15 protein-coding genes are annotated in these 14,072 nt (G+C 72.7%); 2 read left to right on the top strand and 13 right to left on the bottom strand.

The genetic code is table 11. The annotated features are described in order from the left end of the window. Window positions 1-15: 15 nt before the first annotated feature. From NQU54_RS35290 to bioB, 9 genes are all read right to left on the bottom strand, one after another. Window positions 16-1,020 (bottom strand): hemolysin family protein, encoded by a 1,005-nt coding sequence (locus tag NQU54_RS35290; RefSeq protein WP_069867343.1) that lies wholly within the window; start codon window positions 1,018-1,020, stop codon window positions 16-18. Then, window positions 1,017-2,390, bottom strand: a complete 1,374-nt coding sequence (locus NQU54_RS35285; RefSeq protein ID WP_257634579.1) for a hemolysin family protein — start codon at window positions 2,388-2,390, stop codon at window positions 1,017-1,019. Before NQU54_RS35285 ends, NQU54_RS35290 begins: the two co-directional genes overlap by 4 nt. Window positions 2,391-2,516: 126 nt before the next feature. Next, window positions 2,517-2,942: a GNAT family N-acetyltransferase gene (locus tag NQU54_RS35280; RefSeq protein WP_257634578.1), complete on the bottom strand. Its 426-nt coding sequence runs from the start codon at window positions 2,940-2,942 to the stop codon at window positions 2,517-2,519. 51 nt (window positions 2,943-2,993) lie between these two features. After that, on the bottom strand, window positions 2,994-3,911 hold the full coding sequence (locus NQU54_RS35275) for an LLM class F420-dependent oxidoreductase (protein WP_257634577.1): 918 nt from the start codon (window positions 3,909-3,911) through the stop codon (window positions 2,994-2,996). Window positions 3,912-4,016: 105 nt separating this feature from the next. Then, window positions 4,017-4,835 (bottom strand): ABC transporter ATP-binding protein, encoded by an 819-nt coding sequence (locus NQU54_RS35270; protein WP_257634576.1) that lies wholly within the window; start codon window positions 4,833-4,835, stop codon window positions 4,017-4,019. A gap of 105 nt (window positions 4,836-4,940) precedes the next feature. Beyond that, the gene (locus NQU54_RS35265) at window positions 4,941-5,624 is read right to left on the bottom strand and encodes a class I SAM-dependent methyltransferase (protein WP_257634575.1); all 684 of its coding nucleotides are present in this window, start codon (window positions 5,622-5,624) and stop codon (window positions 4,941-4,943) included. Window positions 5,625-5,694: 70 nt separating this feature from the next. Next, on the bottom strand, window positions 5,695-6,399 hold the full coding sequence (gene bioD / locus NQU54_RS35260; RefSeq protein WP_079259826.1) for a dethiobiotin synthase: 705 nt from the start codon (window positions 6,397-6,399) through the stop codon (window positions 5,695-5,697). A 171-nt stretch (window positions 6,400-6,570) separates the two neighbouring features. Further along, the gene (locus NQU54_RS35255; RefSeq protein ID WP_257634574.1) at window positions 6,571-7,887 is read right to left on the bottom strand and encodes an adenosylmethionine--8-amino-7-oxononanoate transaminase; all 1,317 of its coding nucleotides are present in this window, start codon (window positions 7,885-7,887) and stop codon (window positions 6,571-6,573) included. Further along, a complete protein-coding gene (bioB, locus tag NQU54_RS35250) occupies window positions 7,880-9,100 on the bottom strand; it encodes a biotin synthase BioB (protein WP_099015721.1) in 1,221 nt (406 codons plus the stop codon). The genes NQU54_RS35255 and bioB overlap by 8 nt, the downstream gene beginning before the upstream one ends. A 169-nt stretch (window positions 9,101-9,269) precedes the next feature. Here bioB and NQU54_RS35245 point away from each other — a divergent pair, with 169 nt between their 5' ends. Continuing rightward, window positions 9,270-10,475 (top strand): 8-amino-7-oxononanoate synthase, encoded by a 1,206-nt coding sequence (locus NQU54_RS35245; RefSeq protein ID WP_257634573.1) that lies wholly within the window; start codon window positions 9,270-9,272, stop codon window positions 10,473-10,475. A 66-nt stretch (window positions 10,476-10,541) separates the two neighbouring features. Here the strand turns inward: NQU54_RS35245 and NQU54_RS35240 are convergent, their stop codons facing one another. Together NQU54_RS35240 and NQU54_RS35235 are read right to left on the bottom strand one after the other, a co-directional pair. Then, complete coding sequence (locus tag NQU54_RS35240) at window positions 10,542-10,769, bottom strand: DUF397 domain-containing protein (protein ID WP_372506149.1); 228 nt, start codon at window positions 10,767-10,769, stop codon at window positions 10,542-10,544. 18 nt (window positions 10,770-10,787) lie between these two features. Next, window positions 10,788-11,657 (bottom strand): helix-turn-helix domain-containing protein, encoded by an 870-nt coding sequence (locus tag NQU54_RS35235; RefSeq protein WP_257634571.1) that lies wholly within the window; start codon window positions 11,655-11,657, stop codon window positions 10,788-10,790. Window positions 11,658-11,932: 275 nt separating this feature from the next. Between NQU54_RS35235 and NQU54_RS35230 the strand changes: the two genes are divergently transcribed. Beyond that, on the top strand, window positions 11,933-12,361 hold the full coding sequence (locus NQU54_RS35230; RefSeq protein ID WP_257634570.1) for an ATP-binding protein: 429 nt from the start codon (window positions 11,933-11,935) through the stop codon (window positions 12,359-12,361). A gap of 64 nt (window positions 12,362-12,425) precedes the next feature. Here NQU54_RS35230 and NQU54_RS35225 read toward each other — a convergent pair whose 3' ends face one another. Further along, window positions 12,426-13,646, bottom strand: a complete 1,221-nt coding sequence (locus NQU54_RS35225) for a nucleotidyl cyclase domain-containing protein (protein WP_257634569.1) — start codon at window positions 13,644-13,646, stop codon at window positions 12,426-12,428. After that, entirely contained in the window at window positions 13,643-14,041 is a 399-nt protein-coding gene (locus NQU54_RS35220; protein WP_257634568.1) for a VOC family protein, read from the bottom strand. The genes NQU54_RS35225 and NQU54_RS35220 overlap by 4 nt, the downstream gene beginning before the upstream one ends. Window positions 14,042-14,072 lie beyond the last annotated feature (31 nt).

Below are 14,072 nucleotides of genomic sequence, written 5' to 3'. Positions count from 1 at the left end.
CGCGGGCGGGAGCGGTCAGGCGACCAGCTCGCGCAGTACGTCCTCCATGGTCACCAGCCCCTCCAGCCGGCCGTCCGCGGCGATGACGGCCGCGAGGTGGGTGCGGCTGTCGCGCATCGCGCTGAGCACGTCGTCCAGCGGCGTATGGGACCGCACCCGGGGGATCGGCCGCAGCTGATCGGGGCGGAACGGCACATCCCGGGGCCGGGCGTCCAGCGCGTCCTTCACATGCAGATAGCCCATGATCCGCCCGGAGTCGTCGACCACCGGGAACCGTGAGAAGCCGGTCCGCGCCGCCAGCCGCTCCAGCTCATCCGGGGTCACCCCGAGCCGCGCCCTGACCACCCGGTCCATGGGCAGCACCACATCCCGCACCCGCCGTCGGCCCAGCTCCAGGGCGTCCCGTAGCCGCTCGGTGGCGCGGTCGTCCAGCAGTCCGGCCTCGCTGGAGTCCGAGACGATCCGGGCCAGCTCGGCATCGGAGAAGGTCGCCGCGACCTCGCCCTTGGGCTCCACGCGCAACAGCTTCAGCAACCCGTTCGCCAGGGCGTTCACGCCGAAGATCACCGGGCGCAGGGCGCGGGCGAGGGCGACCAGGGGCGGGCCGATCAGCAGCACGGTGCGCACCGGCTCGGCCAGCGCCACGTTCTTCGGCACCATCTCGCCGAAGAGCATGTGCAGATACGTGGCCAGGGACAGCGCGATCACGAACGAGATCGGGTGCACAAGACCCAGCGGCAGGCCCACCAGATGGAAGAAGGGCTCCAGCAGATGCGCGATGGCCGGTTCCGCGACGGCGCCCAGCACCAGCGTGCACAGCGTGATCCCGAGCTGGGCCGCGGCCAGCAGCGCGGAGAGGTGCTCCAGAGCCCACAGCACGGACCGCGCCCGCCGGTCGCCCTGCTGGGCACGCGGTTCGATCTGGCTGCGGCGGACCGAGATCAGGGCGAACTCCGCCCCCACGAAGAAGGCGTTGAGGACCAGCGTCAGCAGGCCGATCAGCAGCTGGAGAACGGTCATCGGCCCGCCGCCCCCTCGGCGCCGTGCACCCCGCCGTCACCGTCGCCCCCTTCGCCGCCCGCACCGGGCAGCGGCGCCCGCAGCCGTACCCGGGCCGCCCGGTGGCTGATCACCTTCCGCACCTCCACGGACCAGCCCGCCGGCTCGACGGTGTCGCCGACGGTCGGGATCCGGCCCAGCTCGGCGGCGATCAGCCCGGCCAGGGTCTCGTACGGGCCCGGGGGCACCCGCAGCCCGATGCGCTTCAGCTGATCGATACGGGCCGCGCCGTCCGCGTCGTACAGCGTATGGCCCTCGGCGTCCCGGCCCATCGGGATCAGATGGGGGGTCTCCTGCGGATCGTGCTCGTCGCGGACCTCGCCGACCACCTCCTCGACGATGTCCTCCAGGGTGACCACCCCGGCCGTGCCGCCGTACTCGTCGATGACCACGGCCATGCTGCGCTGGGCCGAGATCCGGTCCAGCAGCCGGTCCACGGTGAGCGGCTCCGGGACGAACACCGCTTCGCGCATCACATCGGACACCGGGCGGCGGGGCCGCTCCTCGGCGGGGACCGCCAGGACGTCCTTGATGTGGACGAGGCCGGCGACGCTGTCCAAGCTGCCCTCGTAGACGGGGAAGCGGGACAGCCCGGTGGCGCGGGTCGCGTTGGCGACGTCCTCGGCGGTGGCCCGTACGTCCAGCGCCACCACCCGCACCCTCGGGGTCATCACGTTCTGCGCGGTGAGCTCGGCGAGGTTGAGGGTGCGGACGAACAGTTCGGCGGTGTCCTTCGCCAGCGCGCCCTCCTTGGCGGAGTGGCGGGCGAGGGCGATCAGCTCCTGCGGACCGCGCGCGGAGGCCAGCTCCTCGGCGGGCTCCAGGCCCATCCGGCGCACGGTGCGGTTGGCGGTGTTGTTGAGATGGCTGATCAGCGGGCGGAAGACGGAGCTGAAGACGCGCTGCGGGGTGGCGACGGCCTTGGCGACCGGCAGCGGCCGGGAGATCGCCCAGTTCTTGGGCACCAGCTCGCCGACGACCATCAGCACGACCGTCGACAGGAAGGTGCCGAGCACCAGCGCGGCCGAATGGACGGCCGAGGGGGGTACGCCGATGGCGGTGAGCGGCCCGGCCAGCAGGGCCGCGACGGACGGCTCGGCGAGCATGCCCACGACCAGGTTGGTGACGGTGATGCCGAGCTGGGCGCCGGAGAGCTGGTAGGTGAGGCTCCGTACGGCCTTCAGCGCCCCGGCCGCACCGCGCTCCCCGCGCCCGGCCGCCAGCTCCAGCTCGCTGCGCTCGACCGTGGTCAGCGAGAACTCCGCGGCGACGAAGGCGCCACAGGCCACCGCCAGCAGGAGCGCCACGGCCAGGAGGAGGACTTCGATCATCGGTTCACCTCCGTCCCATGCTAAAAGGCCCCGCGCGGCCGCGCCCGGGACGGCCGCGGACGTCAGGAGCGCGGCCCGGGGACGGCTGCGTGCGTCGGGGGCGCGGCCCCGGGACCCTCGCGGGCGTCAGGGTCGCAGCGGCTTGACCCAGCGGCTCCACTGCGGCTGGCGCGCATAGCCCGCCGCGCCCCACGCACGGTGGGCGGGCTCGTTCTCGTTGAGTACCATCGCGTCCCCGCGCCGTCCGCCCAGGGCCGTGAACCGCTCCTCGGCCGCCGCCAGAAGGGCCGTCGCCACGCCCCGGCGGCGGTGTCCGGGGTGGACGGCCAGCCGGTACAGATGGCAGCGCCAGCCGTCGAAACCGGCGATCACGGTTCCGGCCAGTTCCCCGTCCCGCTCGGCCAGCAGCAGCGACTCCGGGTCGCGGTCGAGCAGCCGGGCCACCCCGTCCTGGTCGTCGCTGATGCTGGTGCCCTCCGCCGCCTCCTCCCAGAAGGCGAGCACGGTGTCGAGGTCGGCGGGGGCCGCGGTCCGTATCCGAAGGTCGTCCATTGCCGCATCCCATCATCGGGCGGACCGCGGCGTCGATGGAATTCCGCCGGGTCAGCTGCCGTGCAGCTCCTCGATCACCGGGCCGAGCGCCGCCATGTTGTGCTCCAGCACGGTGATGTACGAGAAGCCGAACCGCTCGCGGTGGGCCCGCAGCTGCTCCGCCATCTCCTTGGCGTCGCCCAGCAGCAGCGCGGGGTGCTCCAGCAGCTCGTCCTCGGTGAGGTCCGGTGCGTAGGCGGCCAGCTCACGCACCTTGGCGCGCCGGTCGTCGGTGGGCCCGACCATCTGGATGAGGTAGTTCAGCTCGATGGCCTCCCCGGCCCCATCGGCCGCCTGCGCCTTCCCCGCTTCGGCGGCGAAGCCGCGGAAGGCGGCGGTCCGGCCCTCCAGCGCCTCGGGGCTGATCAGCTGGAGGGCGCCCTGCGGTTTGCCCGGAGCCTGCACCGCCCCGGTGAAGGCCGCGATGTCGGCGTGGCGCGCGGCCAGCCGCAGCATCCGGTCGCCGTTGCCGCCGAGCAGCAGCGGTGGGCGCGGCGACTGAACGGGCCGCGGCCGGTGCTCGGAATCGGTCAGCAGACGCTCCAACTCGGTCACGGTATGTGTCAGATGGTCCACCCGCTCCCGTGGTGAACCGAAGGGCAGCCCGGCGCTGTCATGCTCGGCCTTGACATAGCCGGCGCCCAGGCCGAGCTCCAGCCGGCCGTCGGTGAGCGCGTCGCAGGTGGCCACCTCCCGGGCGAGCAGTGCGGGGTTCCAGAAGCCGGCGTTGAGCACGAAGGTGCCCAGCCGGGGGCGCTCGGTCACCTCGGCGGCGGTGACCAGCGCCGGGAACGGCGCGGGGTTGCCGAGGTGGTCGGGGACCAGCAGTACGTCATAGCCGAGCTGCTCGGCGTGGCGGCACTTCTCGCGCCATGCCCCGGCCGATTCAAGGGTGAGCAGATTGACTCCGAAACGGAACGGCCTTGCCATGAGCCCTCCTTGATCGCGGATACCGCGAACGTATCGGAGTTCGGCCCCGTTCGGGGCCGTTCAGCGCTCCGCCGGAAGGGCACCAAGCTGTCGTAGGGCTCCGGCTCAGTTCAGCGGCTCGGGGGCCGGGTCGGTCCCCGGCGGCGTGGCGGCGGCCGCGAAGATATGCATCCGCTCCAGCACCGCCTCGGCCGTGGGCCGCTCCATCCGGTCCACGATCCGGCCGTCGGCGAGGAAGAGCACCAGATCGGAGTGGGCTGCGGCGCTCGGGTCGTGGGTGACCATGACGACCGTCTGGCCCAGTTCGTCGACGGCCTCCCGCAGGAAGCGCAGCACCTCCAGGCCCGCGCGGGAGTCCAGGTTGCCGGTGGGCTCGTCCGCGAAGATCAGCTCGGGGCGGGAGACGAGCGCCCGGGCACACGCCACCCGCTGCTGCTGCCCGCCGGACAGCTGGGCGGGCCGGTGCCGCAGCCGGTCCCGCAGCCCGAGGGTGTCGATGACCCGGTCCAGCCACTCCGGATCGGGCCTATGGCCCGCGATGTCCATGGGCAGGGTGATGTTCTCGGCCGCGTTGAGCGTGGGCAGCAGATTGAACGACTGGAACATAAAGCCGATCCGGTCACGGCGGATCCGGGTCAGCTCCTTGTCGCCCAGACCGGTGATCTCGGTGTCGCCCAGCCAGGCCCGGCCCGACGAGACCGTGTCGAGGCCCGCCAGACAGTGCATCAGAGTGGACTTGCCGGATCCGGACGGGCCCATCACGGCGGTGAACCTGCCCCGTTCGATCTCCACGTCCACCGCGTCCAGCGCGAGCACGGCGGTCTCACCGCTGCCGTACGCCTTGGTCAGGGACCGGGCCCGGGCCGCCGCACGGGCGCCGCCGTCCGCGAATCCGTCCGTCTTCGTCGCCGTCGGTGTGGACACGATGCCTCCCCGTATCGGAACGTCGTGCCCTCGATGGTAGGGACCCGGCCGCCGGAGCGCCCTCCCACGGACGCGGGCGGATGGGAACCCGATGCCGGAATCCGGTTACGGACCGGACGGCGATGACGGGCGGCGGGCCGCGCCCAGCACACAGGGGGACGTCGGCAGCGTCAGGCCCCGGTCGGGGACGCGCAGCCGGCGGTGGCCGAGCGGCTCGAAGCCCGCGGCCGCGATCTCCGCGCGCACGTCGCGCGCCGTATGGCAGCCGCCGAACAACAGCGGCCACACCGTGCGGTCCAGCGCCCGCTGGGTCGTCGCCAGGACCCGGCCCTCGGCGCGGCCGTGCTCGAGGAAGCGCAGCTCACCGCCGGGCCGCAGCACCCGCAGCAGCTCGGCGAGCGCGCGCCGCACATCGCGCACCGAGCACAGCACCAGACAGGCCACCGCCGCGTCGAACCCCTCGCTCTTGACCGGCAGCGCCTCGGCGACGCCCGGCACCACGTCCACCGGCACCCCGGCGCGCAGCCCCGCCCGGGTGGCCAGCCGCCGCAGATGGCGCTCGGGTTCGATGGCGACGACCTCGGAGACGGTTTCGGGGTAGTGGGGGAAGTTCAGCCCGCTGCCCGCGCCGATCTCGAGGACCCGGCCGGAGAGCCCGGCCAGCAGCTCACCGCGGAGCTCGCCCACCCCGGCCCGCTCATCGGCGAGCGGGCCCATTCTGGCGTAACAGCGGGCGAAGAGCGGGTGGTGGACGGCGTCACGCGGCGCCGTGCGACGGCGTACGGGCATGGGAACTCCCCCTTGTCCCGGATACGGACGATGGACCGGTACCGGGATTCTGCCCAGACGGGGGGTGCCGCTACGCGGCCTGCCGCGCCGCCTCCCAGGTGCCGTCCAGCCGGGGCGCCAGCCAATCGGGTGCCTGGGCGCGGAAGTCGGCCGGCGGAAGGGCCGGGGCGCCCTCGGGGACGGCGCCCAGCAGCGGGACGCCGGACGATTCCGGCAGATCGGCCACATTGCAGCGGGAGGCGAGATCCGCGGCGGCGGGCCAGCTGCCGATGACGACGCCGGGGCACTCCAGCCCGCGGGCGCGCAGCGCCTCGGTGGTCAGCGTGGTCACGTTGAGCGTGCCGAGGCCCGCGTGGGCCACGACCAGGACGGGCGCGCCGAGCAGCCGGGCCGCGTCGGCGAGCGTCGCCCCCGTCTCGTCGAACCGTACGAGCAGCCCGCCCGCGCCCTCGACCAGCACCAGATCGTGCTCGGTGGCCAGCTTCTCGGCCGCCTCCGCCACCTCGTGCGGCCGCACCGGCGGCCGTCCGGCGCGGCGGGCGGCCGTGGCGGGGGCCAGCGGTTCGGGGTAGCGGGCGAGTTCGAGCAGGGTCACCGACCCGGCGAGCCGGGCCACCTCCGCGGCGTCACCCGGTTCGCCCTCCGCGACACCGGTCTGGGCGGGTTTGAGCATCGCCACCGAGCGGCCGCGTGCGAGCGCCGCGGCGGCGACGGCCGCCGTGCTGACGGTCTTTCCGATTTCGGTGCCCGTACCGGTGACGACCAGTATTGCCATCTTCGTTTCCGTTGCCTTTCGCTTTCGTTCGTGCCCCCGGGCTGCTCCGGACCGGCCTCGGACTGCCCCGGTCCGCCCTCGAACGGCCCCGGATCGTCCCGGTCCGCCCCGGTCTCGCCCCGGCGTGCGGTCGGTCCGAGGGAAGGACCGACCGCGAGCGGGGCGGGCGGGTCAGACGGCCGCGGCCGCGGCCGCCCGTACCGCCGCGCAGATCCGGGCCAGATCGTGGTCGCCGGTGATGTACGGCGGCATGGTGTACAGCAGATCGCGGAACGGGCGCAGCCACACGCCCTCGCGCACCGCGGCCCGTGTCGCCGCCGCCATCGCCGCGTCGTCCAGCGGACGCTCCAGCTGGACGACGCCGATCGCGCCGAGCACCCGTACCTCCCGGACGCCCGGCATGGTGGCCGCCTCCGCGAGACCGTCCCGCAGCCCGGTCTCGATCCGCTTGACCTCCTGCCGCCAGTCGTAGGAGAGCAGCAGATCGATCGAGGCGCCCGCGACGGCCGTCGCCAGCGGATTGCCCATGAAGGTCGGGCCGTGGGCGAGCACCGGCACCTCGCCGCGCGAGATGCCCTCCGCCACCCGCGGGGTGCACAGCGTGGCGGCCAGCGTCAGATAACCCCCGGTCAGCGCCTTGCCCAGACACATCACATCGGGGCACACCCCCGCGTGCTCGGCCGCGAAGAGCGTGCCCGAGCGGCCGAAGCCGGTGGCGATCTCGTCGAACACCAGCAGCACATCGTGCTCGTCGCACGCCTCGCGCAGCACCCGCAGCAGCGCGGGGGAGTGGAAGCGCATCCCGCCCGCGCCCTGGACCACCGGTTCCACGATCACCGCGGCCAGCTCATGGGCGTGACGGCCCACCAGCTCACGGACATGCGCCTCGTACGCCGGGTCGGGCGCCGCGTCGAAACCGGGCGGCGGCGCGTCGGCGAAGATCTGCTCGGGCAGCACACCGGACCACAGCCGGTGCATTCCGCCGTCCGGGTCGCACACCGCCATCGGCTGCCAGGTGTCGCCGTGGTAGCCGCCGCGCCAGGTCAGCAACCGCCGCTTGGCGGGGCGGCCGAGGGAGCGCCAGTACTGGAGGCACATCTTGACCGCGACCTCGACCGACACCGAACCGGAGTCGGCCAGGAACACATGGCGCAGCGGCTCCGGAGTGATCTCCACCAGACGGGTGGCCAGCCGGACGGCGGGCTCATGGGTGAGCCCGCCGAACATCACATGGCTCATCCGGTCCAGCTGACCGCGCGCGGCGTCGTTGAGCGCCGGGTGGTTGTAGCCGTGGATGGCGGACCACCACGACGACATCCCGTCCACCAGCTCGCGGACGCCCTCCACCGGCTCGGCCAGCCGCAGCCGGACCCCGGCCGCCGACTCCACGACCAGCGGGTCCTGGCGGCCGGGCATCGGGCCGTACGGATGCCAGACGTGCTGCCGGTCCAGCGCCCGCAGCTCGGCCGGGGTCAGCGGCTCAGGCATTGGGCGGCAGATCCGTGCCCGCGCCGCGGCGGCGCACCGCGACCAGGTCCGCGTGGGACCGCTCCGACGCCACCGGGCCGGCGCCCGGTGCGGCGGCCGTGGCCTGGGCGGGTACGGCGTCGGCGGGCGCCGCGTCACCGCACGGGCCGCAGCCACCGCCCTCCCCGCCGTGGCCGCCGCAGCCGGCCCCCGCGGCGGCAGCTGCGTCCGCGCGGTGCGCGGGCAGCGTCGTGGTGTCGGCGCCCTCCACCTCGAAGCCCGCGTCGGCGATCATCGCCAGATCGTCCTTGCCCGCCTGGCCCTCGGTGGTCAGATAGTCGCCGAGGAAGATCGAGTTCGCCAGGTGCAGGGCGAGCGGCTGGAGCGAGCGCAGATGGATCTCGCGGCCGCCCGCGAGCCGCACCTCGACGTCCGGGCAGACGAACCGCACCATGGCCAGGATCCGCAGACAGCGCTGCGGGGTGAGGTTCCAGTCCCCGGCCAGCGGGGTGCCCTCGATCGGGATGAGGAAGTTGACCGGCACCGAGTCCGGGTCCAGCTCGCGCAGCGAGAAGACCACGTCCACCAGGTCCGCGTCCGATTCGCCCATGCCCGCGATCAGCCCGGAGCAGGCGGACATCCCCGCCGCCTGGGCCTGCTGCACGGTCGAGACCCGGTCGGCGTAGGTGTGGGTGGTGGTGATGTCGCCGTACGTCGCCTCGGAGGTGTTGAGGTTGTGGTTGTACGCGTTCGCGCCCGCGTCCTTCAGCCGCTCCGCCTGGCCCTGGGACAGCAGCCCCAGACAGGCGCAGATCTCGACGTCCTGGTGCTCCTCCTTGATGGCGGCGATGGTCTGGGAGACCCGCTCCACATCCCGGTCGGTGGGGCCGCGTCCGCTGGCCACCAGGCACACCCGCTTGGCGCCGCCCGCGACCCCGGCGCCCGCCGCGGCCGCCGCCTGCTCCGGCTTGAGCCAGGTGTACTTGAGGATCTCGGACTTCGAGCCCAGCCGCTGCGAGCAGTAGGAGCAGTCCTCGGGGCACAGCCCCGATTTGAGGTTCACCAGATAGTTGAGCTTCACCCGCCGCCCGAACCAGGCGCGGCGCACCTTGCCGGCCGCGGCCACCACATCGAGCACCTCGTCATCGGAGGTCGCCAGGACGGCGAGCGCCTCTTCGCGGGTCGGCGTCTCGCGCCGCAACCCCTTCTCCACCAGCGTGTTCAGCAGGTCCATGGCGACGATCCTTTCCTACCCCACCGCCCGCGGCCAAGGAGAGACCGTACAAGACGCGCTGATCGGGGTGTGTGTATTGCCACACCATGACCGGGCATGGAGGGGGCTACGTTCTATCCGGACCCGACAGTCGGTGCCCAGGACGAGGCCACGGAAGGCGAGGCAGCCGATGCCCCAGGACCGCCCGGACGACGCGTTCGCATGGATCGACGCACAGCGGGAGCGGCGCGACCGGGACGGGCTGGTGCGCCGGCTCAGCCCCCGGCCCGCCGACTCCCCGCTGCTCGATCTGGCGAGCAATGACTATCTGGGGCTGGCCCGGCACCCGGAGGTGACGGCCGCCGCGGCCGGGGCGGCGCACCGCTGGGGCGCCGGGTCGACCGGATCGCGCCTGGTGACCGGCTCGACCGAACTGCACGCCACGCTGGAGCGGGAACTGGCGGACTTCTGCGGATTCGAGGCGGCCCTGGTGTTCTCCTCCGGCTACGTCGCCAATCTGGCCGCCGTCTCCGCGCTCAGCGGCCGGGACGCGCTGGTCGTCTCCGACGCGGGCAATCACGCCTCGCTCATCGACGGCTGCCGGCTCTCCCGCGCCGAGGTCGCCGTCGTTCCGCACTCCGACCCCGAGGCCGTACGCAAGGCGCTGGGCGCGGCCGCGGGCGACGCGGGGGAGGAGACAGGCGGCGGGACCGGAGCGGGCCCGGCGCACCGGCGCGCCCTCGCCGTCAGCGACGCGGTCTTCTCCGTGGACGGTGACGTCGCCCCGCTGGCCGCGTTCGCCACGGCCTGCCGTGCGCACGGCGCGGCGCTGGTGGTGGACGAGGCGCATGGCCTGGGGGTGCTCGGCGAGGGCGGGCGCGGCGCGGTGCACGAGGCCGGGCTCGCGGGCGCGCCGGACGTGGTGGTCACGGCCACCCTCTCCAAGTCGCTGGGCAGCCAGGGCGGGGTGGTGCTGGGGCCCGCCCGGGTCATCGAGCATCTGGTGAACACCGCACGGACGTTCATCTTCGACACCGGGCTCAACCCGGCGGCCGTGGCCGCCGCCCTGGCGAGCCTGCGGCTGCTGCGCCGGGAGCCCGAGCGCGCCGCCCGTGTCCGTACGGTCGCCATGGGGCTGTACGGACGGCTGACCGCCGCCGGGCTGGCCGCGGTGCGGCCGGACGCGTCGGTGGTGTCGGTGCGGGCCCCGTCGCCGGAGCAAGCGGTGCGCTGGGCCGCGGACTGCCGCGCGGCCGGGCTGATGGTGGGGTGCTTCCGTCCGCCGTCCGTCCCGGACGGCATCTCCCGGCTGCGGCTGACCGCGCGCGGGGACCTGACGGAGGAGCAGATCGAGATGGCGGTCGACGTGATCGTGAGGACCGCGCCGACCGCCTGATGGCTCTCTGACGGGAGGGTGAGCGGACCAGCCGCTCACCGGCGGAAGAGTTAGTTCACTGACGGATCAGCTTCCGGTTCCGGTTGAGCGCAAGACGCCGGAGCCGGGGCCGTCGCCCTTGAGTCCCTCGAGGAAGGAGACCCAGGTCGACGGGGTGAACAGCAGGACGGGGCCCGCCGTGTTCTTCGAATCGCGCACGCCGAGCCGGTCGGACCCCAGCAGGGCCGTCTCGACGCAGTTGTTCATTCCGACGCTGTAGCTGCTGCGCAGCCATTCGACGGAGTTGGCGGACATACTGGACATGGTGCCCCCTCAGGCGCCGCCCCCGATTTTGTTGATGAAGGACAACGATTCCTCAGGTGTCAGGGCGCGGGACCGCAGTACTTCGAACGCGGCGCTGTACGCCCGGAGGTCTTCTTTCCGCTCCAGATAGAGGCTACTCGTCAGGTGGTCGAGAACTACCACGTCCAGGTCACTAATGTGCGGAAAAGAGAAAATAATGAAAGGACCTGTCATACCAATCGGCATTCCGATAGAGAATGGCAGTACCTGAAGTCGCACCTGAGGCAATGCGCAAAGTTCGGCCAGATGGCGCAATTGCGTCGTCATCACCCCGGGTCCGCCCACCTCGCGCCGCAGCGCCGCCTCGTCCAGCACCGCGTGCAGCCGCAGCGGCCGCTCGCCGTGCAGCACAGACTGGCGCGCGATCCGCACCTCCACCAGCGAGTCCACCTGAGGCCGCGGCAGATCCGGAAGCGCCGCGAGGGTCACCGCCCGTGCGTAGTCCGGGGTTTGCAACAGACCCGGCACCACCGTGGTCTCCAGCGTGCACGCGTCCGACGCCTCCGCCTCCAGGCTGATGAAGTCCCGGTAGGCGGGCGGCAGCAGATCGCGGTACGCGTACCACCAGCCGCGCCGTGACCCCTCCGGATCCGAGGCGCCGCCCCGGCACAGCGCCTCCAGCAGCGCGCGCAGCTCGGGGTCCGCGACCTCGTAGACCTCCAGCAGCCGTGCCACGTCCGAGGGTTTGGCCCCGCTCCGGCCGGTCTCGATCCGGCTCACCTTCGACTGGTGCCAGCCCAGCCGCCGGGCGACCTCACCACTGGTGAGCCCGGCCAGATCGCGCTGGCGGCGAAGCTCCGCGCCGAGCTTGCGGCGGCGCACCGCCGGGCCGTATCGCATGAGTTCTCCCTCCCGCCTTTCCCCTTGGCGCCGCGTCACCCACAGTGCGTGTCGCACCAGTGGCCCAGTGTGCCTTCCAAATCCGGTTTTCCGTAGCAGAGTTCACCGCTTTGGGCGACGGATATATGCATAACTCGGTGGATCGCCCCCGATGCGGCGGGCATAGGTGGCAGTCTGACGCGTAGAGCCACCGGGGCCGCCCACGACTTCACCGGCTTCGCACCACCTCCGAACGCGTCCGCAGCCGCGCCCCGGCGGGAAAGGGACAGGCCGTCATGGCAGACCATCAGGAAGCATCCGTCACTCTGCCGAGCGCACCGGCGTCGGTTCCCGAGGCACGTGCCTATGTCACGGACGTGCTCGCCGAATGGGGGCTCGGGGCGGGAGCGGAGGCCGCCGACACCGTGCGGCTGATCGTCTCCGAGCTCGCCACCAACGCCGTGGAGCACACCGTGGGCCAGTCGCCCACCTTCACCGTGGACCTACGGCTCGACCGTGAGCAGCGGCTGGAGATCGGGGTCACCGACAGCCATCCCAAATGGCCCAGATGGCTGCCGCTGGCCACCCAGCAGGACAGCGGGCGCGGGATGGTCATCGTGCGCTGTCTGGCCGCGGAGTCGGGCGGCGAGGTGTTCGTCACCCCGACCGCGGACGGCGGCAAGACCGTCTGGATCGCCCTGCCGTGGACCGTGCCGGTCCGCTGAACCGGCCTGGACCCGTACCGGTCCCGCCGAACCGGCCTGGACCCCGCCCGGTCCGCTGGACCGCTCACAGCACGCGCTGGGCCTGTCCCGCCGAGACCCGCGCCTCGGCCAGTTGGCGGATCCGGGTGAAGACCCGCCCGGCGGCCGGGCCGATCAGATAGTGCGGCATGTCGCCGCGCTCGATCACCCCGTACCGGCCCGTGCCCATCAGGTACGAGGAGTAGAGAATCAGCCCGCCCGGGTGGCTCATGTCGACGGTGAGCGCCGAGAAGCCCGGGAACTCGTCCGTCTGATAGACCCGCAGCCCGTCGGCCTCCGCCCCGTAGCGCTCCTTGAAACGGCCGAACCGCTCCAGCGAATCCTTGACCTTCCGCGTCATGTCCTCCTGGTACTGGCGGGAGAGCGTGGCCGCCGCGTCCGAGGACGGGTCCAGCAGATAGCAGCGGTAGGTGCCGCCCCGGCGCAGCAGTCCGAGGACCGCGTCACGGAAGCGGGCCGGACGCTCGGTGGTGACCAGCCGGCTGGAGGTGGTGCGCAGCGCCGTCCCCATGTCGAGAACCTCCTCGGCCGCCGAGTCCAGCAGCCGCGCCTTCTCCTGGGGGCTCGGCCGCTCCGGATACGCGTGCGCCGGGAAGCCGTCCGCGAGCCCCCGGCCGGCCAGCCATGCCTTGGCCGCCCCGCCCGGACCGCCGTCGCCCGCCATCAGATAGACGTCCTTGCCCTCGTGGCTCCCCACATGGGCGAACAGCTCCGCATACGGCCCGGCCGTGCGGTACACATCCTCCGAGACCGCCAGGCAGTCGGGGGGAGTCGCCTTCTCCAGATGCGCGGCCAGATTGATGTCGGGGGAGTGGATGGCGCCGGTCCGGCCCTCGCCGGTGTGCCGTATCGCCCCCTTGTGCAGCGCCATCCGCACATGCAGCTCGCCCTCCACCCCCGCCTGGGCGAACTCGTCCCGCAGATGGCGCAGATCCAGGGTGAGGAAGGTACGGGCCGCCTCCAGCGCGACATCGCGGGCCACGCTCTCGCGGTCGTCGTGGACCGCGAAGAAGCCCCCGTCGCCGCGCCAGCTCCATAAGTCGCTGCGGGCACAGCGGTGCTGGGCCGAGAACTGCCCGATCCGGGCGCGCATCCGCTCACGCAGCAGATCGAAGGCGTGCGCGGCGCGGTCCCTGGGGTTCGAGCGGACGATCGTCGAATACCCGGAGGTGTCGACGAAGAGCAGATACACCTGGTCATAGGTCCGGTCCGCCTCGAAGGGCGCGCCGTGGAAGGGCTCGCTCATGCCGGCACCAGGCCGCGCTCGACGGCGCTGCGCTCCACACAGAACTCATTGCCCTCGATATCAGCCATCACCACCCACCCCAGGCCGTCCTCCGTGCGCCGGTCGTCCACCACGGTCGCGCCCAGCCCGGTCAGCCGCTCCACTTCGGCGTCCCGGGTGCCGGCCGGGGGCTGGATGTCGAGGTGCACCCGGTTCTTGACGGTCTTGGCGTCCGGGACCCGGAGGAAGAGCAGCCCCGGCACCCCGGGCTGCCCCGGGCTGAGCAACGCGTGGTCGGCGTCCGGATCGGCGTCCTCCTCCATGGGGTAGCCCGTCAGCCGGGACCAGAACCGCGCGAGGGCGTAGGGATCACGGGCGTCGAAGGTGATGTGCCGGACCGGGTTGAGATACGCCATGCCAAGCCTCCGGTGGTCGACGGGGCCGGTC

The organism is Streptomyces malaysiensis subsp. samsunensis, assembly GCF_024519315.1.
Taxonomy (GTDB): domain Bacteria; phylum Actinomycetota; class Actinomycetes; order Streptomycetales; family Streptomycetaceae; genus Streptomyces; species Streptomyces malaysiensis.
The sequence above is the reverse complement of the archived record's forward strand: the minus strand, read 5'-3'. Positions and strand labels throughout refer to the sequence as shown.

Coding starts and splice junctions, on each gene's coding strand:
- bioD (WP_079259826.1), bottom strand. CDS start 6,399: ATGGCAATACTGGTCGTCACCGGTACGGGCACCGAAATCGGAAAGACC.
- NQU54_RS35265 (WP_257634575.1), bottom strand. CDS start 5,624: ATGCCCGTACGCCGTCGCACGGCGCCGCGTGACGCCGTCCACCACCCG.
- NQU54_RS35255 (WP_257634574.1), bottom strand. CDS start 7,887: ATGCCTGAGCCGCTGACCCCGGCCGAGCTGCGGGCGCTGGACCGGCAG.
- NQU54_RS35235 (WP_257634571.1), bottom strand. CDS start 11,657: ATGCGATACGGCCCGGCGGTGCGCCGCCGCAAGCTCGGCGCGGAGCTT.
- NQU54_RS35285 (WP_257634579.1), bottom strand. CDS start 2,390: ATGATCGAAGTCCTCCTCCTGGCCGTGGCGCTCCTGCTGGCGGTGGCC.
- NQU54_RS35275 (WP_257634577.1), bottom strand. CDS start 3,911: ATGGCAAGGCCGTTCCGTTTCGGAGTCAATCTGCTCACCCTTGAATCG.
- bioB (WP_099015721.1), bottom strand. CDS start 9,100: ATGGACCTGCTGAACACGCTGGTGGAGAAGGGGTTGCGGCGCGAGACG.
- NQU54_RS35225 (WP_257634569.1), bottom strand. CDS start 13,646: ATGAGCGAGCCCTTCCACGGCGCGCCCTTCGAGGCGGACCGGACCTAT.
- NQU54_RS35240 (WP_372506149.1), bottom strand. CDS start 10,769: ATGTCCGCCAACTCCGTCGAATGGCTGCGCAGCAGCTACAGCGTCGGA.
- NQU54_RS35245 (WP_257634573.1), top strand. CDS start 9,270: ATGCCCCAGGACCGCCCGGACGACGCGTTCGCATGGATCGACGCACAG.
- NQU54_RS35290 (WP_069867343.1), bottom strand. CDS start 1,020: ATGACCGTTCTCCAGCTGCTGATCGGCCTGCTGACGCTGGTCCTCAAC.
- NQU54_RS35280 (WP_257634578.1), bottom strand. CDS start 2,942: ATGGACGACCTTCGGATACGGACCGCGGCCCCCGCCGACCTCGACACC.
- NQU54_RS35230 (WP_257634570.1), top strand. CDS start 11,933: ATGGCAGACCATCAGGAAGCATCCGTCACTCTGCCGAGCGCACCGGCG.
- NQU54_RS35220 (WP_257634568.1), bottom strand. CDS start 14,041: ATGGCGTATCTCAACCCGGTCCGGCACATCACCTTCGACGCCCGTGAT.